The organism is Novosphingobium mississippiense, from assembly GCF_044029535.1.
GTDB lineage: Bacteria > Pseudomonadota > Alphaproteobacteria > Sphingomonadales > Sphingomonadaceae > Novosphingobium.
Window position 1 is genome coordinate 242,526 of record NZ_CP147003.1, and the last position, 23,321, is coordinate 265,846.

Here is a 23,321-nt window from a genome sequence, read left to right on the forward strand (position 1 = left end):
TAGTCTTTTGACGTGATCTATTTCATCTCTGCATTCTTCAGTCGTACCCGGAAATACCATGCCGACGCCGCCATCATCGTCAGGCACAAGGCGGCCGACGCGTAGGCCAGCCAGATGAAGAAGTGCAGCCAGTCCACCGCCACTCCCGGCACGTTGCGCAGCAGCGTCAGCGCCACGCTGCCGGCATAGCCGGAGGCATCTGCCACATAGATCAGGAAACCCGCCGTTCCCGCCCTTCGGCTCGCCGCCACCAGCCGGTCGAACAGCATGGCGTTGAACGGGGCATAGCCAAGATAGAGGCCAAGGCCGGACAGGATCATCCACGGCAGCGGTGCGATCCACGAAAGCTGGAAGGCCAGCGTGGAAAGCCCGATCAGCAGCGCGCCCAGCATGACGATGGCGTGCACCGCCATCAGCGCGCGGCGGTTGTCGCGGATCAGCACCAGACTGGCCAGGATCAGCAGCGTCGCCGCCGCGATCGGCAGTTCGCTGGCGGTGAAGACTTCCGAAACGCCCGCATAGCCAAGCTCGCTCCAGATCTCCGCCGCGAAGTTGTCGCGCAAGTCGCGCAGCGCCGTGAAGAGGACATAGGCCAAGACCAGCAGCGCGACGCCGGGGCCGTATTCGCGCAGGAAGGCACGGCGGGCGGCGGCGGGCATCGGCGGGCGGGCCATGCGCTCCGCCTCTTCCTCGGCACTCGGCGGCGGCAATTGCGCCAGTCCGATCACCGCCACCAGCAGCAGCGGGAAGAAGACGAGGCCGGTGGCGGCGGGCATCCAGAACTCGCCCACGTGCAGCGAAGTCATCAGCCATAGCCCGACCGACTTCACCACGCCGGAGGAAACGATGAAGCTGGCGCAGAGCATCGCTGCCAGCACTTCGCTGGTGCGCCGCCCTTCCAGATAGCCGAACACCAGCCCCCAGATCATGCCCAGCGGCAGTCCGTTCAGGAACAGCGCCAGCACTTTCCATTGGGTCGGCAGGACCGCGAACAGCAGCAGCGCCACCCATGACGAGGCGACGAGCCCGACGATGGCCACGCCCCGGCGAGAGGCCGCCATTTCCGACACGACCTTGACGCCGATGAACTTCGAAAGCGCGTATCCGGCCACTTGCGCGATCACCAGCGCGATCTTGAAATCCACCAGTCCTGCCCAGCCGGGCACATCGGCATAAGTGGCGGCCGTGAACGGCTTGCGGAAGGCGTACATGGAGAAATAGGCGGCGAAGCTGGCCAGCCCGCCATAAAGCGCCAGCGCCCAGGGATGGCCATCGGCCAGCCATTCGCGCAGAGAGCGATGCCTGCGCGCACTCTCCACGGCGGACAGGTTCTTCGCCGCCAGCGTGTTCACGCGACCAACTCGCCCAGGAACAGCGTCGGCGCCGAGCCGGGCTGCGCGCCGCTGCGCAGCGCCTGCTCGATGGCGGCGACGGCAAGGTCAAGGTCGGCCACACTCTCGATCACGAAATCGGCCCCGGCCTCGACGAATTCGCCGATCACCGGCTGCATCAGCGATACGCGCTCGGCCCGGTCCAACGCCGTGAACTGGGCATGGGGCAAGCCCACCCCATTGCCCGATCCGGCAAGGCCCACGGTCCACATCCCGGCATGGCGGCCAGCCTCGATCCCCACCGGGGCATCGTCAACCGCCACGCAGGCGGAAGCGGGCCAGGTGCCCAATTCCACCATGGCCTTCCACAGCATCAGCGGTGCCGGGCGGCCCTGCGCGGTCTCCCCGGCGCAGATGATCACGTCGGGCGCATAGCCCTGCTCGGCAGCGGCGGGGATGATGTCCGCCATCATCGTGCGGGTATAGCCGGTGGTCGATCCCACCTTGATGCCGCGCGCCCGCAGGCTGGCGGCAGTGCCCGCCGCGCCGGGCACCAGATCGCGGCACACGCCCGCGCATTCGCGCATCGCCGGTTCCAGTCGCACCATCAGCGCATCGACATCGGCCTCGGTCCAGTTCGCGCCCCTGGCATCGCGCCAGCGCGCGGCGATCTCCGGCTCGGACAGGATGGCGATCACATGCTCGCGCTTGGCCTGCCCCATGTAGCGGCGGATCACCGCCTCCCCCACCGGCACGCCGGCGTGGCCGAACACCTGCTCCATCGCCATGACCGGCGCGCGCGAACCGAAATCGACCATGGTTCCGGCCCAATCGAAAAAGACTGCGACGATACGGGACATCAAACCAACTCCTTAAGGGGTGCATCGATCGCCGCGCCCACTACCCGCTCGCCAATGGCGAAAGCGGTGGACATGCCCGCGCCGCACGTCACCACCGTGACATGAACGCCGGTGGCGACCTCTCGCGTGAACCAGTTCTGCCGGGGGGATGAGGCATAGATGCCCACCCAGCGCTCCACCGCCGGCGGCGCCTTGCCCAGCACGGCTTCGAATTCGTCCAGGACCAGGCGGTCGACCGCCTCGTGATGGAACGGATCGGGCGCATCGCCGTAGTCATGGCTGTCCCCCACGACCAGCGAGCCATCGGCCGATTGGGCGACGATCAGGTGCACCCCGGCATCCAACTGCGCACCTTGCTCCACGCGAAGCTGTTCGATCAGCGCCTGCGCCTCGGGCAGCGCCGAATAGCCTTCGTAGCGGGCAAGGCCCAGGTCGCTCATCACCGGGCGCTTCAGGCGGTACCCGGGGGCGGCAAGGCGCATCATCTGCAGCTTGCAGCGCGTCACTTCGCGGTCGGCCATGACATCGGGGAACAGGGCGTTGAGGTCGTCGCCTGGGCAGACGAAAATGCTCTCGGCCCGATATTCGCCGCTGCTGGTCACCACGCGGCCCGGTTCGCAGCCGATTGCCGCCGCAGGTGCCGCGAAGGTCACGTTCATGTCACGCTCAAGCCACTGCGCGATCAGCGGCACCGCCTCACGCGCTTCCACCCGCAATTCGTGCGGGCTGACCAGCGCGGCCGCGCTGGCGGCGAACGGCGTTTCGGGATCGAGCGCGCGCAGTTCCCGGTCGGAAAGCAGCCGGCACTGCTCGCCCATCTCGGTCTTCATGAAAGCCTCCAGCACGGCGGCCGAGGCGGCACGGCGCACGGGCAGGACAAGGCCGGTCTGCTGGATCGCGATCCCCGCGCGCGGCGCCACTTCGGCCCACACATCGCGGGCGCGGCGGGCCAGTGGCCACATGTCGTGCCTTTCCTGCCCGGTCACGGTGACGAAGCCGAAATTGCGGATGCTGGCGCCAGTGGCGCGGGCGTGGCGATCGATCACCACCACGCGCTTGCCCGCCCGCGCCGCTGCCAGCGCATGGGCAAGACCCACTATGCCGCGGCCCACCACCGCGACGTCGAAATTTCCAAGAATGCCTGACATGGCTCTGCTGTGACCGTCCTGTAACAATCGTGCGTCACAGGCGATGTGCGCCCACCGCGCCGTTCCGGCCAATGCATATCGGGAATGGCGTCCATAGACGGTGGCAACTCGACAGGGGCGCAGGGTGAAGAAAAGAGGGTCCGGTGAGCGTCAATTTCCTGCACTTGCGATCGTTCTACGCGGTCGCCTCCGAACGCAGCGTCAGCAAGGCGGCGCGGCGGCTGAACATTTCGCAGCCGACATTGTCCAAGCAGCTCAAGGCGTTGGAGGATCGCTACAAGGTCAAGCTGATCGAAGGGGTGCGCCCGCCGCTGACCCTCACCACGGCGGGGCGCGCGCTTTACGAAAGGGCGGAGCGCCTGTTCGGCATCGCGGACGAGATCGGGGCGCTGCTCGGTGAAGACGATATCGATTCCGGCGCGCTGCTTCGCCTCGGCACCGATTCACCGCCCTGCGCGGCCGAATTCATGGCTGCCTTCAAGGCCGCCGTGCCCAACGCGCACTTCCGCGTGACCATCGCCAATGCCATGCAGACCAACGAACTGCTGCTGAAGGCCCAGATCGATATCGGCATCATCTGCGAGCCGCCGATCGAGAGCGACTACACCTATACGCCGCTCTACCGGGACCGGCTGGTCGCGATTCTGCCCGCCTGCTGGCCGGACGAGGGGCACACGGTGCTGCCCCTGGAACGCATGGCCGGCGAAGTGCTGCTGGTGCGCGAGGGCACATCGCGCACGCTGGCAGCGATGAACCGCATACTGAGCGAAGCGGGCATCGCGCCGGGCCAGACGATGGAACTCCACACGCGCGAGATGATCCGCGAGGCGGTGGCAAGGGGCTTGGGCATGAGCCTGATGTTCGAAAAGGAATGCCCGCCAGACAGTCGCATTCGCGTGCTGCCGCTCGATACCGCATCATCGTTGATTGAGGTGAAAGGCTATCTGGCGGTGCGCACCGAACGCAAGCGCATGCCGCTGATCCGTCAGGCCCTCACCGTGGCGCGGGATATGGTCGAAGCCTGAGGCAGCGCGCCCGTGGGTTTCACCAAGCCGCCGGGCGCCGAGCATCGCTGGCGTCTTCCCACTCGCGATAGTGGGGCATCAGTTCGTCCGGGATCGATGCGACGAAGCCCTCGTCCAGCGGATAGTGCGGCATCGCTTCCGCTACGGCGTCCAGCAGTGCCAGCCCCTGTGTCCGGTCCTTCGGGCGCTTGAGCGGGTTGCGCTTGGCCTGCGCCGCCATCCATAGTTTGTGCAGAGCGAACCAGCGCGGATCGGGAGCGACGATGCGGGCGGGGGAGCCGTCGCGGCAGCCAATCACCTGATCGACCGGGCGACCCAGCAGCAGCCATTCCTGTTCGGGCAACGGTACCGGGCGCGGCTGATCCCGCCCGCCCAGCGTCGCCGCGCGTGAGGGGGCGACCAGCAGCTCCACTTCGTAGGCGCGCGCATTGCGGGCCTGAAAGTCCCGCTCCGCATTGACGGTGAAGGTGGAATCGACCGCTTTCAGCATGTCCCACACGCGGCGTTCGTTCTCTTCGGCTGCCTGCGCGACCCAGGCGAGGTCGAAGTCCTCGGTCTCGTCGGGCAGGTCGATCCGGCCGTTCGCCTCGATCATGTAGGCGGCGATGGCATTGGTGCCCACCACCAGCAGATGCGATCCCAGCAGGTCGCGCCGGTCGCATTCGCGCAGGATCGGCCCGGCGTCGGAGGAAAGCAGCGGCAGTCGCAGCGCGCGGTAGAGCGCCGCCGCTTCCGCCAGCGCGGGGCGCAGCGTGCGAATACGATCCTTCAGCGCGGATTTCTCCGCGTGATAGCTGTCGAACCGGGCTTCCCGTTCGGGCGTCATCGCGCCCAGGCTCTTGCCGTTTCCGCCCCGGTCGAAGATGCGATAAAGGTATTCGCGCCCGCTTACCGTCTTGCGCCGCAAGTCATAGGGCAGGGCGGCCAGATCGCGCTCCGCATCGATCCACGTCTCGTAGCGCTGGCGCAAGTTGACCAGCAGGCGGGACTGTTCGTCGGAGAAGGGGCGCACGCGGACCATGCGGATTTATCCCACGAATTATAAAGATCGTCAAATTGTAGGATAATGACGGGAGGCTACGCGAAAATTGGACGCCCGAAGTCCTGCTGGGTGGGCTGGGGCAACACCATTTGCGAAGTTCGCCGTCGCCCCTATCATGCGCGTCATGTCATTCGGGAGACGTACGGGATGGGGGAGCCGATGAAAGCCGATCCCGGCACCGGTTCGGTCGCACCGGCTTTCGAGCATAAGCCCTTGTCGCGGCGCTCCATGGCGATTGCGGCCTTTTCCACGATCGTCGAATGGTACGATTTCACGCTGTATCTCTACCTTGCCACGGTGTTGTCGCGGGTGTTCTTCGGCGGCGGCGCGAATTCCCTTTCGATCACGCTTGGCGGCTTTGCCGTCGCCTACCTGATGCGGCCGCTGGGGGCGGCGGCCTTCGGGCACGTCGGGGACCGCTATGGCCGCCGCCGCATGATGCTGCTGTCGATGGCGTTGATGACGGCAGCGATGCTGGCCACCGCCGCGTTGCCCACCCATGCGGCGATCGGTGCGGGGGCGGGCTGGTTATTGCTTGCGCTGCGCTGCGTGATGGCGTTCTCCGTAGGCGGCGAATATACGGGCGTTGTCGCCTATCTGATGGAAGGCGCGAGCCGCCGGCGGCGCGGCCTCGTCACCTCTGCGGCAGCGGCGGCCAGCGAATTGGGCGGATTGTTGGCGGCGGGAATCTCGGCCCTTGTGGTCAATGCGCTGGCGCCGGCCATGCTGGACGAATGGGGCTGGCGCATTCCGTTCCTGTTCGGTGCCGTGCTGGCCGGCGCGGTGCTGCTGGCGCGCGCGACGCTGGAGGAATCGCCGGATTTCGAGCGACAGGTCATCCAGCAGAGCGTTCCCGATCGGCCGCTGCGGCAGGTTCTGTCCGGACATCGCCCGGCAATTGCGCGCGGCTTTGCCATTTCGGCGCTGGGTTCCATCACCTACTACGTCGGTATCACCTATGTTCCCGCTTTCGTGACGGAATCCGGCGTGATGCCTGAAAGTCAGGCGCTGTGGCTTTCCACTGCGGCGGCATTCATGGTCATTTTCGTCACGCCCTTCGTCGGGGCCTTGTCCGACCGCGTGGGGCGGCGAACCGTGCTGCTCTGCGTCGGTGTGCTTTCGGTGCTGGTGCCCGCCGCCGCTTTTGCGGCGATGGGGGAAGGATCTTACGGCGCGGCACTGATCGGCGCGCTGCTCTTGGCCTCGCTGGGCGGCGCGGTCAGCGCCGTAGGCGCAGTGGCGACGGCAGAGCAGTTCCCCGGCGAGGGACGGTTGACCGGCCTTGCCCTGGGCGCGACGGCGGCCACGGCAGTTTTCGGTGGCCTTGCACCGTTGGTCGCGCAGCTGTTGGTGGAGGCGACGGGATGGCAGGCCGTGCCCGGCGTGATGATCGCCGTGGTGGCGATCTTCGTGTTGCCGGTCTTCGTCCTCATGCCGGAGACCCGACCCAGGCGTTGAAACGCGCGAAAAGCCACATCTGCGATCGAGGTCCACACCCCCGGAAAATCACCTAAACCCGGTTAAGCCGGGCGAAATTCCGCCGCGATAGCCTTTGCGGATTGCGGGCATCGATTTCGAAGGCGCTTAGGATGGACGCCACCTTTTTCCGGGCCACATCGTGGTATGTATCGGCGATGGAGGGGCTTGTCGCCGCCGTGCAGGAGCTTTCGCATGCGCGCGATCTGGATGCGGTCACCGCCGTCATCCGCAATGCGGCCCGCGATCTGACCGGGGCTGACGGTGCCACCTTCGTCCTGCGGGACGGTGACCAGTGCTACTATGCGGAAGAGAACGCCATCGCGCCCTTGTGGAAGGGCAAGCGCTTTCCGATGAGTGCGTGCGTCAGCGGGTGGGTCATGCTGAATGCCCAGGCCGCCGTGATCGAGGATATCTACGAGGATCCGCGCGTCCCGGTCGAAGCCTATCGCCCCACTTTCGTCAAAAGTCTGGCGATGGTGCCGATCCGCCGGACATCGCCGATCGGCGCCATTGGCAACTACTGGTCCAGCCGTCGCACGCCCTTGCCGGAGGAACTGGCGATACTTCAGGCGCTGGCCGTACGACCTCGGTCGCGCTGGAAAATGCGGCGCTCTACACCCGCCTGAACGGCATGGTGCGCGCCTTGCAGGAACAGCAGGTCCGTATCGGCAAGCAGCATGCCAGCCTCAGCGTGTTCACGCGCGCTCTGGCCCATGACTTGCGCGAACCGGTACGAACCCTGATCGCCTTCTCGGACATGTTGCGCGACGGCGCCGCGGCTGACGGGAAGCGCGAAACCTATCTGCGCTTCATCGGGGAATCCGCTTCCCGCATGGGAAAACTGATCGATTCCGTTTCGCACTACACCCGGCTGGATGCCCCTGACGTCGCCGAGAGATCGCCGTGCAATCTCTCGCAGATCATCGACGAAGTGCGACAGAACCTGGCCTTCATCATCGCCGAACGCCGCGCGACGGTGGTGCATGGGCCCTTGCCGGAGGTGATCGCGCATCCCGTCCACATGCGGCAATTGTTCCAGAACCTTGTCGCGAACGCGATTGCCCACAATGCACCGGGGATCACGGTGACGATCAGCCATGCGATCATCGACGGGCATGGCGTCTTCACGGTGGCGGATGACGGCATCGGCATCCCGCAGGATGAGTTGGAACAGGTTTTCCAGCCATTCCATCGCCTGGTCCACGACAATGAATCGACGGGGCTGGGCCTAGCCATATGCCAGCGCATCGTCGCGACATACGGCGGCGAAATCGGCTGTATTCCTGCAAACGGCGCGACCTTCCGCTTCACCATGCCGGAAGCGGATCCGCAGGCCTTGCTGGACGACGATGGCGCGGAAGAATCGTCGGCCGTGGCCAACGTGCTGATCGTGGACGACCGAGAGGCCGATCTCGAACTGACCGAGCTTGCCCTTTTCACGCGGCCCAAGCTGCGGTGCAACCTGCAGAGTGTCCGCGATGGGCGCGAAGCCTTTCGCGTTCTCTCCGCGCCGGACAGCGCGGTCGATCTGGTCCTGCTGGATATCAACATGCCCGATGTGGACGGCTTCCGGCTGCTGGAGCAAATCCGCGACGACGAGGCGCTGCACGACATGCGCGTCATCATGTGCAGCGGTTCTGACTATGAGCCCGACCAGAAGCGATCCATCGAACTGGGCGCGGCGGGGTATCTGCTGAAGCCGCCCCGGCTGGCGAGCTTCCGGGATATCGTTTCCGGCCTGCCGGGGTTGCGGCTGGTGGACGAAGAGACCGGCATGGCGCTGATCCGCTGCACGGGGTAGGCCGCGCTGCCGAGCCCGAAAAAGTCGAAACTGACAGCATTCGGAAAGGTGAGGGGGTGTATAACGGCGGACATGCCCACCGACGATATCGGTCCCGTCGCCATTGCGCTCAATCGCTTCGGTCTTGGAGCACGTCCGGATGACGCCATTTCGGGCGATCCACGGCATTTCCTGAAACAGCAGTTCGATCGGTACGATCCGGCCCCGACTGCCTTCATGCAATTGCCCGATGCCGGGGCCTTGCTGAAGAACTATGAGGCGGAGCAGCGCGCCATGCGGCAGGCGATCCGGACACAAGCTCCGGATCCGATGTCGCCGGGCCCGATGCCGCCAACTGCGGTGACAGCGGCCGCGATGGCAAATCCCCGGCTTGCCGCCAAGGCCGGGCGCACGCCCGATCAGCAGGCTGCGCGCAAGGACTTCGTGCAGGACGTGCGCGGCCTCTATCGGCAGGCGGCACAGGCGCGCATGGCCAGCGCGCTCTCTACCGAGGCACCCTTCGTCGAGCGGCTCGTGCATTTCTGGTCAAACCATTTCTGCGTTTCGGCGGACGATCCCAAGGTCACCGCACTCAGCGGCGCGTTCGAGCGCGATGCCATTCGGCCGCATGTATTGGGCCGGTTCGCGGATATGCTGTTCGCCGTGGAGCAGCACCCGGCGATGCTTATCTATCTCAACCAGTCGCAGTCGATCGGACCGGAAAGCCCGGCGGCGCAGCGCACGGCACAGAAGGGCGGCAAGCAACGCGGGCTGAACGAGAATCTGGCGCGCGAGATCATGGAATTGCACACGCTTGGCGTGCGATCCGGCTATAGCCAGGCCGACGTGACCGAGTTTGCGCGGGCCCTGACCGGTTGGACGGTTGACGGCCTTTATCAGCAAGGCGCGCAGGCTGCGGGGAACAGTATCGGCTTTTTGTTCCGTCCGCAGACGCATGAACCGGGCGCCCGTGCCATTCTGGGCAAGACTTACCCGCAGCGCGGCGTCGATCAGGCCCACGCGGCCCTGTCTGACTTTGCGCGCGCACCGCAGACCGCGACGCATATCGCGACCAAGCTGGCCAGACACTTCGCGGGCGACACCCCGCCACCGGCTCTGGTTGACCGGCTGGCGGAGACTTTCACGCGGTCGGACGGCGATCTGAAAGCGCTCTACTCCACCTTGATCGACAGCAAGGAAGCCTGGGCGCCGCAGCCGGTGAAATTCAAGACGCCGTGGGAATGGACCGTCTCCGCCCTGCGCGGACTGGGGCAGCCGGACCTTGGCCGGGTGAAGGTGGAAAATATCCAGCAGAAACTGGGCCAGCCGATCTGGAAGCCGGGTTCGCCGGCCGGTTGGGACGATATTGCCGCAAGCTGGGCAGCCTCCGACGCGCTGATGCGCCGGGTAGAGGTCGCCCAGGGACTTGCGGCGCAAGCGGGAGCGATCGATGCCCGCGCGCTGGCGCCGAAGCTGCTGCCGGCCGCGCTGTCCAGCGATACCGCCGATCAGATCGGCCGCGCCGAAAGCCCCGAAGTGGCATTGGCGCTGTTGCTTGTCTCGCCCGATTTTCTGAGGAGATAGCGATGCATCTGTCCCTCGTCGCGCGCCGCCGTTTTCTGACGCTTTCCGCCGGCGCCGGGGCCTTGCTGGTTGCGCCGCAAATGGTGCTGGCCACGGTGCCGGGCGAGCGGAGGTTCGTGTTCATCATCCAGCGTGGGGCGGCCGATGGCCTCAACATCGTGGTTCCCTATGCCGATCCCGCTTACGTGGCGCTCCGCCGGGAACTGGCGATCGATCCGGCCAAGGCCACGAAGCTGGACGGCCACTTCGCGCTTCACCCGGCGTTGGCGCAGGTCGGGCAGATGTACGGGCAGGGGCAGGCGCTGTTCATCCACGCGGTGGCCTCCCCTTATCGCGACCGATCGCATTTCGATGGGCAGAACGTGCTCGAAACCGGCGGCACGCATCCCTACGCTGTGCGCGACGGGTGGCTTAACCGCCTGGTCGGCCTGATGCCGCGCGCGACGGAGCGGGCGATCGCTATCGCGGCCACCGTTCCGCCCGCGCTGCGCGGGCCGGTGCCGGTGGAATCCTACGCTCCGTCGTCCCTCTCCCAGCCTTCGGACGACCTGATGCGCCGGGTGGGACAACTCTATTCGACCGATCCGCAGCTTCATCCGCTGTGGTCCGCTGCGCTCGATGCCAATGCCGCCGCCGATGCCCTGGCGGTAAGGCAGGACGCGGCCGGGCTGGGAAAGCTGGCGGCAACCTTCCTGACCAAACCGAATGGCCCGCGCATCGCCATGCTGGAAACCGGCGGATGGGATACCCACACCGGGCAGGAAGCGCGGCTTGCAACGCAGTTGCGTGCTCTGGATACGCTGGTCTCCTCCCTGCGGGACGGATTGGGCACGGACTGGGCGAATACGACCGTGCTGATCGCCACCGAATTCGGCCGCACGGCCGCCACCAACGGCACGGGGGGCACCGATCACGGTACCGGATCGGTCGCGATGCTGGTTGGCGGGGCGGTGAAGGGTGGCCGCGTGCTGGCCGATTGGCCCGGACTGGCACCCGGCCAACTTTACGAAGGGCGGGATCTGCGGCCTACGATCGGCCTGGACGCCGTCATCGCCGGCGCAGCGGCGGAAGCCTTGGCCATCGCGCCGGACCTGACTTCGCGCACGCTGTTCGCAGGAATACCGGGCAAGCCGCAGACCGGGCTCGTCGTTTAGGATTCTGTCTATCCGGCGGATTTCCTTGGTCGCCGGGCGGCGATCATGGCCTTGAATTCGGGACCATGCCCGGCGCTGCGATGCAGTTCCCAGGCGTTGCCGGCCGCCACGGTCAGCCCGTCGGTATCGGCCAGCAGTTTCTTGATCTCGCGATTGGATCGCATGCTGTTGCCGGCAATGTCCGCGCACAGCGCATCGACATAGGCGTCTAGTTCATCATCCGGAACGGTGGCATTGGCCAGGCCCATCGCCGCCGCCGCGACACCCGTATAAGTCCGTCCGCTGAACATCATTTCCTTGGCCCTGGACATGCCGATACGGCGCGGCAGGCGCTGGGAGAGGCCCCAGATCGGCACGAGGTCGAATTTCGAATGGGTGTCCGCGAACTTGCTCGTCTCCGCCGCGACGATGATGTCGGCAGCCAGCGCCAGTTCCAGTCCGCCGGTGTAGCAATGGCCGCGCACTTTCGCGATTAGGGGAAAGGGCAGGGTCGCCAACCGCTCGACAAGGCCGTTCTCGAACCTCTCGGCCGCTGCGGAGGTTTCCTCATCCGAGGCCAGATCGTCGAGATCGTGCCCGGCGCAGAAACTGCGCCCGGCCCCGGCCAGGACCATGCAGGCCACTGCCGTTAGGTCCAGTCGGTCGAGGACGCGGGCGATTTCCTCGAACATGGCAAGGTTCAGCGCATTGAGCTTGTCGGGGCGGTTCAGCGTCAGCCGGAAAATACCCCCTTCTACGCTGCAGGTGACGGTTTCGGTCATGTCTGCGGCCCCCTCTTACGCCAGCAGGCCGATATGCCGGAGGTCGGCCACGTACTTGTGGATCAGGCCAGCACCAAGATGTGCAATCGGATAGCCCGCCGCTTGCGCATCGCTTGCGAAACGCTGGCAAGGGACGCCTTCGCCCATGCCGGGATGCTGCGGGTGGCGGTAAGGCTCCATGATCTGGAGCAGCGAGTGCGCCCGCTGGTCTTCCGGCAAGCCCTGCAGCGCAGTCTCGAACCGCAGGAACCAATCGCCGTAGTCGGCGATCCGCTCGATCTTGCAGCCGGCCTCGATCATCCAGTCGACGAATTCGTCGAAGCCGACGAAATTCGGGCTCGGGTTGGCCAGATTGTAGCTGCGGTAGCCATCGGGCAACGCGGCGCTGATGCCGGTGATTGCGTCGGCAAGGAAATCGACCGCGAAACCCTCGTAACGGGCCTTTGGGCGTCCATCGGAAAGGTCCTGCGCATAGAAGGTCGCCGGCGCGATCCCGGTCACCGCAAGGCTGAACAGCAGGCGCGTGAACATGTCTGGCACATTGAGCTGCCCCGCATGGCGGCTGTGCGCCAGGATCATCCCGGGCCGGAACACGCCGATGGGAAGGCCGGCAAGATCGTGCGCCTCACGCATCAACACCTCGCTGGCCCATTTCGAGACGTTGTAGCCATTGGCATAGCTGTCATCCAGCGGAGCCGACGGGGCGATGGCCCGGATGTCGCCATCCTCGTCCGCCGGGCCGAACAGCATTACCCCCATCGTCGAGACATAGTCGAACCGCTTGCGCCGCGTGGTCAGCGCCAGCCTGATCAGTTCGGCCGTTCCGGCTACGTTGGCGCGGAACAACTGGATGTACGGCAGTCGATGGTTCACGTGGGCACCCGGGTGGACGATCAGGTCGACCTCGCCCGCCAGACGGTTCCAGCTATCGTCATCCAGGCCCAGGTTTTCGAGCCCCAGGTCGCCCGGCAGCACTTCGAGATGATGGACTGCCAGCTTGCGGAATTGATCCAGCAGCGCGGGATCGCTGGCGTATGCCTGCTCCACCCGCTGATACGCCTGTTCGGGAGTGGCTCCGCGGGACAGCAGGATCAGCTTGCCGCCCGTTTCCGCCAGCCGTTCCAGCCAGGCCAGCGCCTGAAAGCGGCCCAGCCAGCCGGTAGCGCCGGTCATCAGTACGGTATTCACCATGCCTGCCGGTGGGGGAAGATTCGGGGCGGCCGCCAAGAGTTGCGGATCGATGAATTTCGACAGTTTGAGGTCTGCGGCATGGACGGTGGTACTGTCCGCGTCGTGCACCGTCGCGAAGCTGGCGCGCTTGTCGCCCGACCGGGCGGCCCGGACATATTCGGCCACCAGGCTCAGGTCGCCTGCCGGATTGATGATGACACCCACCGGAACCTCGACGCCGAAGATTTCCTCCAGCAGCATCGAGAACGACAGGGCTGAAAGCGAATCCCCGCCCAGATCGGTGAAGCGGGACTGCGGCGAGATATCCGTTTCCGCGACGCCCAGCGTGGCCTTGACCGCGCGCGACACCGTTTCGATCACCGGGCAGTCCGCACCGCCCAGCCGCAGCGCGCGCAGTTCGTCGACCTGTTCCTGCGCGATTTCTGCAAAGCGGGCTTCCAGCCGTGGGCCGAAGCGGTCCCGGAAATTGGGGCGGCTGAATTTGCCGATGCCTGTGAGCAATCCGTTCTCCGGGCTAAAGCCTTCCGCCTCGATCAGGAAATCGCGCGGAATTTCGTAGCTGGCCAGCCCGTTCTCGTCCGCCACCCGTTGCAGGCCGCGACGGATCACCGCCTTCGCCCGTTCGGCGGCCGCGCCGCCCTGCGCAACGTCAGCCAGCAACTCGTCCGCCGGCACGACGACAGCCAAAAGGAAGGCCCTTTCGCTGGTGCCGTATACATAGATCTGCCGGACGGCCGGGCTTTGCGTGTAGAGCGCTTCCAGCCGTGCGATGGCGACGAATTCACCCTGAGAGAGTTTCTGGACGTTGTTCGTGCGATCGACGTAGGCCAGTTCATCGGGGCCGATCTGCGCCATCACGTCGCCGGATCGATAGAAACCATCGTCGGTGAATTTCTCGGCCGTCAGGTCCGGGCGCTTATAGTACCCCGCCATGAACTTCGGGATCTTCACCAGGAATTCGCCGCGCGGATAGGGCTTGTCGGTGGTGAAATAGCCAAGCTCCGGCACGTCTTCCAGACGGTAGTCGATCACCGGCGGACGCTGGATTTTCCCGTCCACCGTCACCGTTGCGGTCGCCATCTCGGTAGAAGAATAGCCGATCGCCATGTGCACGCCCAGCATCGAGAGCATGAACTGATGCACTTCGGGCGAAAGCACGGCCGATCCGCAACCGACCGACAGCAGGCGGCCGCCCAGCAGGTTTTCCCGCATGTCCAGTTTGACGGCTTCGCGCGCATCCTCCTCACGGACGCCTGCGGCGATGCGGCGGTCCACCTCGCCCAGATAGTGCTGGTACAGCATCTCGCAAACGCGCGGGACCAGCGATGACATCGTCGGCCGTACCAGCGACAAGTCCTGGAACAGCGTCGAAAGATCGCTTCTGGGCGAACAGTAGCTGCACCCGCCGTTGGCCAGCGCCAGATAGAGATATCCATAGCCCACAGCATGGCTCATCGGCATGAAGCTTAGCGTGATGCCCGGTTTTTCGGCGTGATAGAGGAACGTGTTGCGCACCGTTTCTTCGGTGTACATCGCCCCTTTCGGGGTGCCGGTGGTGCCCGAGGTGTAGAACAGCCAGACCAGCGGGTCGGGATCATCCGACACGTGTGGGGGCGGGGCGGGCAACGTCCGGCCGCGCGCGGTGACCTCCTGCAGGGTATCGATCGCGACGGGCGCGGTGGCGGCTTCCAGTCGCGCCCGTGCGGCTTCGTAACGCTCCCGTTGATTGTCGTCGCGCGGCTCGTAGTCGAACACGACAAGGCGTGGGTGCGCAGGCCCTGCAAGCACCGCATCCACTGCCGCATCCAGCAGTTCGATGCTGCATGCCAGGATGCGCGGCTGCGTTTCGGCCAGGATGGCGACATGCTGGTCGGTCGGCGCATTGGCCTGAAGCGGCACATTCACGACGCCAAGGTGAATGTTCGCCAGCTGCATGGTCGCATAGCCGGCGCTGGCGAATCCCAGCACCGCGCCGAAATCGCCCGCTTTCACGGGGTTCTCGGCATCATTGTGCCACTCGGCCGTTGTGGCCTGCACGTCGGCCCAGAGTTCGGCGAAGGAACTGGTTTCGAAATGGTCCAGCAAACGCAGGCCGGTGCGCCCGCTGACCGGATCGTGGATCAGTTCGGTGGCCCGGCGGCCGATGGCGGGGCGCGTCGCATAGCCTTCGAAGATGGTCTGCACCACTTGCGCCAGCCGCAGCCCGGGCTGCCGCTTGGCCGCGACCACCGCCGGATCAGGAAGCGCGGCGACGAATTGGCGATCCTTCTCCATCAGGCGATCCAGTCGGGCCTTGGCCCAATCCGTCTGCGCTCCACCGGTAAAGATCGCGGTCTTCCGGGGCGCTTCCGCCGCTGCCGTGGTCATCTTGCTCTCCGTCGCTCGATCGGTGCCTTGCTGGCTTCGGACCCATGGCTATCAAGAAAACAAGCAACTGATTACTTGTTTCGGCTGCAGAGCCTGCTACCTCTCGTCAGGACAAGCTGACCTTCGTAACAGGACCAGTATGCCTGCAAAATCCTCCCCCTCGAAAAGTGCCGACGCCGTGCGGCGCGACTATCGCCCGGCCGCCGAACGCCGGGTCGAGATCATTGCCGCGGCGCAGGCCGAATTCATTCGCGCCAATTTCGCCGGCGCCCGGACGCGAGAGATCGCCGATGCCGCAGGCGTCAACCAGGCAACTCTGTTCAAGCATTTCCCGACCAAGGAGGACCTGTTCGAAGCGGCGGTGATGCGGCCGCTGATAGAGGCGATGGAGGGGATGCACGGGCGCATCGAAACCTACAGGACCGCACGGACGCCGGCGGAGATGGGCGAACTGGCCCGAGAGTCCACGATCCGCCACCTGGAGGACATGCAGCGCATTCTGCCTCTGCTGACCACGGCGTTGTTTTCAGATCTGGAATCCGGCCGCCGCGTGTTCCAGCAGCAACTGGAACCTCTGATCCGTGCGCGCGGTGAGGTGCTCAGCCCGTTGGCCAAGGACGGCCTTTCGCCAGAATTCCTCGGCCTGGCGAGTTTCGGGATGATGTTTGCCGTGGCTCTGGAGCGTTGGTTCAACGGGCGCACCGATGAACTGGCGGCGACGGCAAGCCAGTTCAACCAACTCTACACTGCCGGCTTCGCCCGCGAAAAACCCGGTCCGACTGCGGACGACGGCGATCCTGCGCGATCGTGAGACGCAGCCGGTTCGCCGCCACACAAGTCGCGTATCGCGATGCTTCGCACCTCTTTTCAGAAGTCGCCGGAATTCCCGAAGAACGCGTTCAGGAATTCCTGGCGCTGGGCCGATGGCGGGCCGGCGAAGCCCTGGATGTGCTCGGGCAGGTGGTCCGCCATCCGTTCGGCGTCCTTGTCAAAGACGAAGCGCTCGAACCAGTGCCGCCACGCCTCGCGGTGCGGCGGATCGAGGTCGCGCAGAGCGGCGATCGCCTGGAACAGCGCGCGCATGCCCGATCGCGCGCCCTCGGCCGCCCACCAGTAGTTGACCATGGCATTGACGCTCTCCAACGCGGTGATGCTGTGCCACCAGATCGGGGGGATATAGATGACATCGCCCGGGCCGAGTTCGGCCACTTGCGCCTGTTCAAGCGCGGTGGCGAAGCGGGGGTATTTCTCCAGGTCGGGATCGTTCAGATCCACCATGCTCACCGGCGGCCCGGCGATGGTGAAGTGGAGCGGGCCAAGGTAGAGGTTGTCCAGCTGTTCGGGCGGGAACAGCACGAACTTGCGCCGCCCGGCAACCACGGCGGCGACGTTGGACGTCTCGTCCATATGCGTCGTCACATGGGTGCGATTGCCGATCCACAGGCGCGGTTCGGCATGGGCGACATCGATCGGCGGGCGGTGCGTTTCGCTCCATTGGCGGAGGTAATCCCCGGCAAGCACGCCGCCGACATAGGCGCTGTCCGCATCGGCATTGTCGCTCACGCGGATCAGATGGCGCAGGAAGCCGGTAAGCTGGCCCTTGCGTACCTGGAAATTGTGGCCGGTGATCCCCTCGTTGTAGAAGAACCGGCCCTTTTCCTCACGCGGGCCGACCATCACGGCCAGTTCGCGGCCGTTGTCCATCGCTTCCAGCAGATTCGCCAGCGCCGCAGTGGACCGGCGCGCGTGTTGGACGATGGGCCAATCCTGCATCTGGTTGCGGATCACGACCGGTTGGTAGCTGGCCTCTATCCGGGCGCGGAATGCCTCGACCGGGATCGGCCCCTGAATTTCTGCCACCGCGCGCAACACCGATCTCCCGAAAACAGGTGGCGCTCCGCCCCCCGCTTCAGTCCGGATGGATCGGAATCACCTTTCAGTTGCGCGATCTAGACCACAAAGGCGCCGCCGTCACGCCAGACCCGCGTAACAGGCCTTTATAATTAGACGCTGTCAAATTGACGCGGTATGGAACTGCCATGGGTAGACGATCCGACCATAGCCGCGCCGAACTGGAAGCGCTGATTCTCGATGCCGGGCAGCAGTTGATGGAGGAGGTGGGCTTTGCGCGCTTTTCCGCGCGCGAAGTGGCCAAACGCATCGGCTATTCGGTGGGCACGGTGATGCACGTGTTCGGCAGCGTGGACGGGCTGGTGCTGGAGATCAACACGCGCACCTTCATCCTCTGGGCCGAGTGGCTGGAAAACCGGCTGGAAGGGACCGAAGGCGGCGCCCGCATCCGCGCATTGGTCGACGGCTATTTCGGCTTCGCCTCGCAGCGGCGCAACCTCTGGTCCGCCATCTATGAGCATCGCCTGCCCGAGGGTATGGAGATGCCCGAAGACTTCGCGCGCCGCCGCAGTGGCTTGATGGCGGTGGTGGAACGCGAAGTGGCCGCGATCCTGCCGGCATCGCATGAGGCGGAAGCACCGCGCCTGTCACGATCGCTGGTCGCTACCGTCCACGGCCATTGCAGCTTCGCGCTGGGCGGCAGCTTTGCACTGATGGGCGAGATGCAGCCGTTCGAGCTGGCCATGGCTCGGGTGCTGGAAGTGCTGCGCGCGCACGGCGCCATGCTGCCGGATTGATTGGCATTTCGGCAGCGGCGCCCCACGGTGCCGCCAGCCGACTGCCAGATTTACGGCCCGAACGGATCGGGCGTGGCTTCCGCAAGGATCAACGAGAAGTCGCCCGCATCGTCGGTCCAGTGGCGCAATTCCCCCCAGCCGGCCGATTGCAGCAGCAGGCGCATCTGGCCGGGATCGTACTTGTGGCAGTTCTCCGTGTGGATGGTCTCACGCTCGGCCATGCGGAAGCGTTCACCCGCGACATCGAAGGCCACGTCGCGCATGGCCTCCAGATGCATCTCGATCCGCGTTGATGCCGGGTTCCAATGCGCGCGATGGCGGAATGCGCCGACCGGGATGGTTCCATCCAGTTCGCGATTGATCCGGTGCAGCAGATTGAGATTGAACCGCGCCGTCACGCCTCGGGCATCGTCATAGGCAGCGAGCAGCCGGTCCACCGGCTTCACCGCATCGATGCCGATCAGCAGCAGGCTGCCGAAGCCCAGGCTCTGGCGCATCGTGCGCAGCAGGTCGATCGCGGCCGATGGAACCAGATTGCCGATCGTGGAGCCGGGGAAGAAACCCAGCACCGGGCCGGGATCGCGACGATCCGGCAGATCGATCGGGTTCATGAAGTTCGCCTCAACCGGGATGATCGCGATGCCCGGATAATCGTGGGCCAGCGCCTGCGATGCTTCGATCAGGAATTCGCCGCAGATCTCCACGGGAACGTAGGTGGCACCCGGCATGGCATCCAGCAGGATGCGCGTCTTGATCGAACTGCCCGATCCGAACTCCACGATCATCGGCGCGGTGCCCAGCAAGGTTGCCACTTGCCCGGCGCTGGTCTTCAACAGCGCGGTTTCGGTGCGCGTGGGGTAGTATTCGGGAAGATGGGTGATCTCCTCGAACAGGCGGGAACCTTCCAGATCGTAGAACCAGCGCGCGGGAACGGTCTTGCGCGGCTGGGACAGCCCCGTCAGGACATCCGCCCGGAATGCCGGATCGCACGAAACGGCCGGAATTTCGGTGGGGGCACGCGGGCCCGCGATCGTGTCTGCCAGTGCCGTTTCGAAGGTTCCGAGATGCATGTCAGAGGCTCCTCGCAAGGCGCAGGCCGGTGAACTGCCAGCGCTGGTGGGGATGGAAGAAATTGCGGTACGATGCGCGCATGTGGCCGCGCGGCGTGGCGCAGCTGCCGCCTTTCAGAACGAACTGGCCGGACATGAACTTGCCGTTGTATTCGCCCACTGCGCCCGGCGCTGTTTGGTAGCCCGGCCAGGGACGATAGGCAGAGCCGGTCCACTCCCACACATCGCCGAACAGGGCTGCGAAACTGTCGCTGTCGGTACTGCCGACTGCGCAGGGCACGGCAGGGTATGGCATGGCGGGGTATGGCATGGCGGGGTTGGCGCGATCCAACTGGTTGCCGCCATCCGGATCGTGGTCTTGCGCGGCGGCTTCCCATTCCTGCTCTGTCGGCAGGCGGCACCCCGCCCAGGCGGCAAAGGCGTCCGCTTCGTAGAACGAGACATGGCAGACCGGATCGTCCGGCTGCACCGGCTGCCATCCGGCCAGCGTAAACTGCTCCCACCCCCCATCGCCCTCACGCCAGTAGAGCGGTGCGGCGACGGTTTCGCGGCGGACCCAGTCCAGCCCGTCCGACAGCCAGAGCGAGGGCGTGGCATAGCCGCCGTCGCGCATGAATTCGATCCACTCGCCATTGGTGACCGTGCGGCTCGCCAGCGCATGGGGCGCCAGCCAGGTGGAATGGCGGGGCAATTCGTTGTCGAACGCGAAGCCGGGGCCTTCATGGCCCGCCTCTATCCGTCCCTCTCGCCCGGCTATCCAGCGCAGCGGCGGCGTGATGGCGCGGGTTGTGGCCTCGGGCAGTCGATAGACCGGCCCTAGCGGATTGGCGGCGAACAGGTGCTTTATATCCGTCAGCAACAGTTCCTGGTGTTGCTGTTCGTGCTGGATACCCAGTTCCACCAGATCGCCGTGCGTCTGCTCCAGCGCGGGAAGCGCGGCCAGCAGAGCGTCGTCCACGCGGCGGCGATAGTCGATCACTTCGGCCAGCGTGGGGCGCGTCAGCAGCCCGCGATCCGCGCGGGCCACCCGGGCGCCTTCGGCCTCGTAATAGCTGTTGAAGAGGAACGGCCAGCGTTCGTCATGCCGGCGATAGCCGGCAACATGATCGCGCAGCAGGAAGGTTTCGAAAAACCAAGTGGTATGCGCAAGGTGCCACTTGGCGGGGGAGGCATCGGGCATGGACTGCACCGCGGCATCGGCCTCGTTCAGCGTCTCCACCAGTTGCAACGATAACGCGCGCGTGGCGCGATACCGTGCATTCAAGGAAAGGGCTTCGGGGAATTCTGCAGATTTGAACCGATTGGGCAGGCTTTCCATGAACGGCTCCCCCTTCGCTGACGGCGAGGAACTTTACGCGGGGAATATGGCACGAAAGTGAGCCTTCTACGTGTTCCGACCGCACCTTCAGGAGGCAAACCGACCGGGCCTGAATGTGTTCCGGCGCGATCCGCATTTGCCCGCAGGTTTATGCCGCGCCGCCTCAAATAGCCCACGGTCGGCCGTGTTCCGGGCGCGAGGCCGGATAGTGCGGTGCCACTTATGTCACTTTACCAGAGGCGCTGGGTAAAGTGACATAGATGGAAAAAGCGCCGGGAAATCGCGCGTCGATGCAGATTGTGGATTCCCTTGGATTCGCGTCTGTGCTTGATTCGTTCCATGTTGGAACTCCCGCTCAGCCGCCCGCCCGTCGCCGATCGCGGGCTAGACATGCCGGGGATCATGCGTGCGATCGCCGATCACTCGGCGCGGCCCCGCTATACGTTCATGGTGCTGGACTTGATCGCGCGCGTCGCCGGGCGGGACGGCGCGGCCGGGCCGCTGGTGCGCGATGGGGAGCAACGGGTGCCGATCCGCGAATGGCTGTCTGCGGCCATCGCGCCCAGCGCCGCGCGCCACCACTACCGCAAGGCGACCATCGAGGCGGTGCGCGCAGACCTGGCCCAGCGCGGCCTGCTGCCTGCGGATGCCGGGCAGGCGGAGCATCTGGTGGAGATGGAGGTGGCCGATCGCGTGCGGATTTCCGGTATGACGGCGGTCAGTCGCGCGGTATCCGAACTGGTCCGTGCCGGCCTCGTCAAACGGCACTATCAGGGCTACCGCGTCGATCACCACAATCGCGGTGCCCAGCGTCATGCGGTCTACACGGTTTCCGCTGCGGTGCTGGCCGCACTGGCGCGCGGGCAGGTAGGGTGAGCGGCTTTTTCAGGCAGTCCGATCGCCGATCGCGCGTCCTTCTCCTTTGCCCAGCAGATCGCTGACCCAACGGCTGCGCGGATGTTCGCGACAGAATGTCAGGATCGCGATCGTGATCGGCACCCCGATGAACGTGCCCAGTAAGCCCCATAGAAACGTCCACAGGAAGATCGCGAAAAGCACCAGCGGCGGCGCCATCGACAGCACGTTGCCGGCAACTTGCGGCTCGATATAGCTGCCAACCACGAACTGGATCACGTTCAGGCAAAGGAACACGATGATCACGGTATGCCAGCTGTCGAATTGCAACATGGCCAGCAGTGTGGGCAGCAAGGTCGCGATGAAAGGCCCGACGAAAGGGATATAGTTCAGCGCGAAAGCGATCACGCCCCATTCGGCCGCGAACGGCAGGCCGACGATCCGGGCGAATGCCCATACCAGCAGGCCCGTCAGCGCGCTCATGAGCGTGCGCACCAGCATGTAGCGGCGGAACTGGGTCGCCGTGCTCCGGCTGGCGTCGATCAGGATGCGGGCAGCCTCCCGATTGGCAAGCGCGCCGATCCGGCGGCGCATGTCTTCAACCTCCAGCAGGCCCAGAATCACGTAAGTCAGCGTGACGATCCAGGCGCCCGCCCACATGCTGCGCGATACGCAGCATCCGCGCCGTGTCGAAATGCTCGATCAGAAGGCCTTGGACTGAAATTCCGCGCATCTCCAGCCAGCCCACGGCATTCTCGTAGGTTGCGTGATACTGCCCCGCATCGGCCAGAAGCGATCGCCAGACATGGCCCACCCCCCACACGATCGCCGCGCCGAAGCACAGACCCACCGAAACCGTGGCCGCCATGGTAACGGCCAGCGCCAGCAGTCGGGGCATCAGCGATTGCAACCAACGCTGCAAGGGCCAGACAAGCGCGATGATGAAGAGCGCAAGAGCCAGTGGCGCAAACACGCTGGCTGCCTGCCGAACAACGTACAGGACAAGGATGGTCGCGATCAGGCCGACCGATACGGTGATTGCTCGACCGGCCACTATTCGCCCCCCTGTTCAGGTGCAGTGCGTCGTTGACAGCGCGGAGGCGACGATAGCCGGGCCGCGCATACTCGCCGGTTCAACAGGTATAATGGAGAATGCGCCGAGACAAGTCATTCACGCGATAAGGGACGTGAGCGTGCCCTAGATCGCTGCCTTGGCCTTGCTGGCGACGATGAAGGGAGCGGGATCGTAGTAATAGGGCTTGATCGCGCAGCACTTGCCGTCGCGGAAGCGGAACATCTCGCAGATCTCGGCCGGGGGCAGCGAGGGATCGGCGAACCGCAGGCACAGGATGGTGACCGCGTGGTCCTTGCCCGTCGTCGTCTCGATCCGGTCCAGCCCGACCACGTCGCACAGGCCCATGACTTTGGCGTAGAGGTCGCGCAGGCCGTTCTTGCCGCGGTATTCACCCGCCATCGGCAGGCCGGGGGCTTCGTAGGCGACGAAATCGTCGGTCAGCATCTGCTCTGCCGTGTCCCAGTCGCCCACGCCGGTGGCGGCATAGAGCCGGTCGACGAAATCGATCATCTGGTCGGGACTCATGGTCATCGCGCTGCTCCTCTTTTTCCCTCCGCGAACTCTGTCAAAGCGGCGATTTTCCCGAACCTAGCGTTTCGACTAGCGTGCCAGCGCCAGAAGCGCGGTTAAGCT

General features: G+C 65.3%; 21 protein-coding genes. 9 read left to right on the forward strand and 12 right to left on the reverse strand.

Features of this window, described 5'->3' with window-relative positions; all coding sequences use genetic code 11:
- Nucleotides 1-17: 17 nt before the first annotated feature.
- From WBP06_RS19615 to WBP06_RS19625, 3 genes are read right to left on the reverse strand one after another with little or no spacing between them, the layout of a single operon-like run.
- The gene (locus tag WBP06_RS19615) at nt 18-1,352 is read right to left on the reverse strand and encodes a DUF5690 family protein (protein WP_395336387.1); all 1,335 of its coding nucleotides are present in this window, start codon (nt 1,350-1,352) and stop codon (nt 18-20) included.
- Nucleotides 1,349-2,191 (reverse strand): phosphonoacetaldehyde hydrolase, encoded by an 843-nt coding sequence (gene phnX, locus WBP06_RS19620; protein WP_395336389.1) that lies wholly within the window; start codon nt 2,189-2,191, stop codon nt 1,349-1,351. The genes WBP06_RS19615 and phnX overlap by 4 nt, the downstream gene beginning before the upstream one ends.
- Nucleotides 2,191-3,339 carry a TIGR03364 family FAD-dependent oxidoreductase gene (locus tag WBP06_RS19625; RefSeq protein ID WP_395336391.1) on the reverse strand — a complete coding sequence of 383 codons (1,149 nt, stop codon included), beginning with the start codon at nt 3,337-3,339 and terminating at the stop codon, nt 2,191-2,193. Before WBP06_RS19625 ends, phnX begins: the two co-directional genes overlap by 1 nt.
- Before the next feature lie 143 nt (nt 3,340-3,482).
- Between WBP06_RS19625 and WBP06_RS19630 the strand changes: the two genes are divergently transcribed.
- On the forward strand, nt 3,483-4,364 hold the full coding sequence (locus WBP06_RS19630; protein WP_395336393.1) for a LysR family transcriptional regulator: 882 nt from the start codon (nt 3,483-3,485) through the stop codon (nt 4,362-4,364).
- A 19-nt stretch (nt 4,365-4,383) separates the two neighbouring features.
- Here WBP06_RS19630 and WBP06_RS19635 read toward each other — a convergent pair whose 3' ends face one another.
- The gene (locus WBP06_RS19635; protein ID WP_395336395.1) at nt 4,384-5,385 is read right to left on the reverse strand and encodes a GSU2403 family nucleotidyltransferase fold protein; all 1,002 of its coding nucleotides are present in this window, start codon (nt 5,383-5,385) and stop codon (nt 4,384-4,386) included.
- A gap of 180 nt (nt 5,386-5,565) precedes the next feature.
- Between WBP06_RS19635 and WBP06_RS19640 the strand changes: the two genes are divergently transcribed.
- The 5 genes from WBP06_RS19640 to WBP06_RS19660 all read left to right on the forward strand — a co-directional run bounded on the left by WBP06_RS19640 (nt 5,566) and on the right by WBP06_RS19660 (nt 11,403).
- Nucleotides 5,566-6,864, forward strand: coding sequence for an MFS transporter (locus WBP06_RS19640; protein WP_395336397.1), 1,299 nt, complete (start codon nt 5,566-5,568; stop codon nt 6,862-6,864).
- A 131-nt stretch (nt 6,865-6,995) separates the two neighbouring features.
- Entirely contained in the window at nt 6,996-7,511 is a 516-nt protein-coding gene (locus tag WBP06_RS19645) for a GAF domain-containing protein (protein WP_395336399.1), read from the forward strand.
- Nucleotides 7,512-7,516: 5 nt separating this feature from the next.
- On the forward strand, nt 7,517-8,686 hold the full coding sequence (locus WBP06_RS19650; protein ID WP_395336401.1) for an ATP-binding protein: 1,170 nt from the start codon (nt 7,517-7,519) through the stop codon (nt 8,684-8,686).
- Nucleotides 8,687-8,758: 72 nt separating this feature from the next.
- Nucleotides 8,759-10,249, forward strand: coding sequence for a DUF1800 family protein (locus WBP06_RS19655; RefSeq protein WP_395336403.1), 1,491 nt, complete (start codon nt 8,759-8,761; stop codon nt 10,247-10,249).
- 2 nt (nt 10,250-10,251) lie between these two features.
- Nucleotides 10,252-11,403 carry a DUF1501 domain-containing protein gene (locus WBP06_RS19660; RefSeq protein ID WP_395336404.1) on the forward strand — a complete coding sequence of 384 codons (1,152 nt, stop codon included), beginning with the start codon at nt 10,252-10,254 and terminating at the stop codon, nt 11,401-11,403.
- Nucleotides 11,404-11,411: 8 nt separating this feature from the next.
- Here the strand turns inward: WBP06_RS19660 and WBP06_RS19665 are convergent, their stop codons facing one another.
- A complete protein-coding gene (locus tag WBP06_RS19665) occupies nt 11,412-12,164 on the reverse strand; it encodes an enoyl-CoA hydratase/isomerase family protein (protein ID WP_395336406.1) in 753 nt (250 codons plus the stop codon).
- A gap of 15 nt (nt 12,165-12,179) precedes the next feature.
- Complete coding sequence (gene car / locus WBP06_RS19670) at nt 12,180-15,722, reverse strand: carboxylic acid reductase (protein WP_395336408.1); 3,543 nt, start codon at nt 15,720-15,722, stop codon at nt 12,180-12,182.
- Between car and WBP06_RS19675 the strand changes: the two genes are divergently transcribed.
- Nucleotides 15,715-16,533: a TetR/AcrR family transcriptional regulator gene (locus tag WBP06_RS19675; protein ID WP_395336410.1), complete on the forward strand. Its 819-nt coding sequence runs from the start codon at nt 15,715-15,717 to the stop codon at nt 16,531-16,533. The two genes, car and WBP06_RS19675, sit on opposite strands and share 8 nt — an antisense overlap.
- A gap of 56 nt (nt 16,534-16,589) precedes the next feature.
- On the opposite strand, the gene WBP06_RS19680 is transcribed toward WBP06_RS19675, so the two are convergent.
- Nucleotides 16,590-17,582, reverse strand: a complete 993-nt coding sequence (locus WBP06_RS19680) for a cupin-like domain-containing protein (RefSeq protein WP_395337526.1) — start codon at nt 17,580-17,582, stop codon at nt 16,590-16,592.
- Between the two features lie 179 nt (nt 17,583-17,761).
- Between WBP06_RS19680 and WBP06_RS19685 the strand changes: the two genes are divergently transcribed.
- The gene (locus tag WBP06_RS19685; RefSeq protein WP_395336412.1) at nt 17,762-18,370 is read left to right on the forward strand and encodes a TetR/AcrR family transcriptional regulator; all 609 of its coding nucleotides are present in this window, start codon (nt 17,762-17,764) and stop codon (nt 18,368-18,370) included.
- Between the two features lie 50 nt (nt 18,371-18,420).
- On the opposite strand, the gene egtD is transcribed toward WBP06_RS19685, so the two are convergent.
- On the reverse strand, nt 18,421-19,440 hold the full coding sequence (gene egtD, locus WBP06_RS19690; protein ID WP_395336414.1) for an L-histidine N(alpha)-methyltransferase: 1,020 nt from the start codon (nt 19,438-19,440) through the stop codon (nt 18,421-18,423).
- Between the two features lies 1 nt (nt 19,441).
- On the reverse strand, nt 19,442-20,758 hold the full coding sequence (egtB, locus tag WBP06_RS19695; RefSeq protein ID WP_395336416.1) for an ergothioneine biosynthesis protein EgtB: 1,317 nt from the start codon (nt 20,756-20,758) through the stop codon (nt 19,442-19,444).
- A gap of 339 nt (nt 20,759-21,097) precedes the next feature.
- Here egtB and WBP06_RS19700 point away from each other — a divergent pair, with 339 nt between their 5' ends.
- Nucleotides 21,098-21,634 carry a hypothetical protein gene (locus tag WBP06_RS19700; RefSeq protein ID WP_395336418.1) on the forward strand — a complete coding sequence of 179 codons (537 nt, stop codon included), beginning with the start codon at nt 21,098-21,100 and terminating at the stop codon, nt 21,632-21,634.
- Nucleotides 21,635-21,643: 9 nt separating this feature from the next.
- On the opposite strand, the gene WBP06_RS19705 is transcribed toward WBP06_RS19700, so the two are convergent.
- The 3 genes from WBP06_RS19705 to WBP06_RS19715 all read right to left on the reverse strand — a co-directional run bounded on the left by WBP06_RS19705 (nt 21,644) and on the right by WBP06_RS19715 (nt 23,219).
- On the reverse strand, nt 21,644-22,273 hold the full coding sequence (locus tag WBP06_RS19705) for an AI-2E family transporter (RefSeq protein WP_395336421.1): 630 nt from the start codon (nt 22,271-22,273) through the stop codon (nt 21,644-21,646).
- Nucleotides 22,212-22,667 (reverse strand): AI-2E family transporter, encoded by a 456-nt coding sequence (locus tag WBP06_RS19710; RefSeq protein WP_395336423.1) that lies wholly within the window; start codon nt 22,665-22,667, stop codon nt 22,212-22,214. The genes WBP06_RS19705 and WBP06_RS19710 overlap by 62 nt, the downstream gene beginning before the upstream one ends.
- Before the next feature lie 144 nt (nt 22,668-22,811).
- Nucleotides 22,812-23,219 (reverse strand): nuclear transport factor 2 family protein, encoded by a 408-nt coding sequence (locus WBP06_RS19715; protein ID WP_395336425.1) that lies wholly within the window; start codon nt 23,217-23,219, stop codon nt 22,812-22,814.
- Nucleotides 23,220-23,321 lie beyond the last annotated feature (102 nt).

Excerpts from the sequence above, each read along its gene's own strand:
- phnX (WP_395336389.1), bottom strand. The coding sequence starts at position 2,191 with ATGTCCCGTATCGTCGCAGTCTTTTTCGATTGGGCCGGAACCATGGTC.
- WBP06_RS19625 (WP_395336391.1), bottom strand. The coding sequence starts at position 3,339 with ATGTCAGGCATTCTTGGAAATTTCGACGTCGCGGTGGTGGGCCGCGGC.
- WBP06_RS19635 (WP_395336395.1), bottom strand. The coding sequence starts at position 5,385 with ATGGTCCGCGTGCGCCCCTTCTCCGACGAACAGTCCCGCCTGCTGGTC.
- WBP06_RS19640 (WP_395336397.1), top strand. The coding sequence starts at position 5,566 with ATGAAAGCCGATCCCGGCACCGGTTCGGTCGCACCGGCTTTCGAGCAT.
- WBP06_RS19645 (WP_395336399.1), top strand. The coding sequence starts at position 6,996 with ATGGACGCCACCTTTTTCCGGGCCACATCGTGGTATGTATCGGCGATG.
- WBP06_RS19650 (WP_395336401.1), top strand. The coding sequence starts at position 7,517 with ATGGTGCGCGCCTTGCAGGAACAGCAGGTCCGTATCGGCAAGCAGCAT.
- WBP06_RS19655 (WP_395336403.1), top strand. The coding sequence starts at position 8,759 with ATGCCCACCGACGATATCGGTCCCGTCGCCATTGCGCTCAATCGCTTC.
- WBP06_RS19660 (WP_395336404.1), top strand. The coding sequence starts at position 10,252 with ATGCATCTGTCCCTCGTCGCGCGCCGCCGTTTTCTGACGCTTTCCGCC.
- WBP06_RS19665 (WP_395336406.1), bottom strand. The coding sequence starts at position 12,164 with ATGACCGAAACCGTCACCTGCAGCGTAGAAGGGGGTATTTTCCGGCTG.
- car (WP_395336408.1), bottom strand. The coding sequence starts at position 15,722 with ATGACCACGGCAGCGGCGGAAGCGCCCCGGAAGACCGCGATCTTTACC.
- WBP06_RS19685 (WP_395336412.1), top strand. The coding sequence starts at position 17,762 with ATGGGTAGACGATCCGACCATAGCCGCGCCGAACTGGAAGCGCTGATT.
- egtD (WP_395336414.1), bottom strand. The coding sequence starts at position 19,440 with ATGCATCTCGGAACCTTCGAAACGGCACTGGCAGACACGATCGCGGGC.
- egtB (WP_395336416.1), bottom strand. The coding sequence starts at position 20,758 with ATGGAAAGCCTGCCCAATCGGTTCAAATCTGCAGAATTCCCCGAAGCC.
- WBP06_RS19700 (WP_395336418.1), top strand. The coding sequence starts at position 21,098 with ATGTTGGAACTCCCGCTCAGCCGCCCGCCCGTCGCCGATCGCGGGCTA.
- WBP06_RS19705 (WP_395336421.1), bottom strand. The coding sequence starts at position 22,273 with ATGTGGGCGGGCGCCTGGATCGTCACGCTGACTTACGTGATTCTGGGC.
- WBP06_RS19715 (WP_395336425.1), bottom strand. The coding sequence starts at position 23,219 with ATGACCATGAGTCCCGACCAGATGATCGATTTCGTCGACCGGCTCTAT.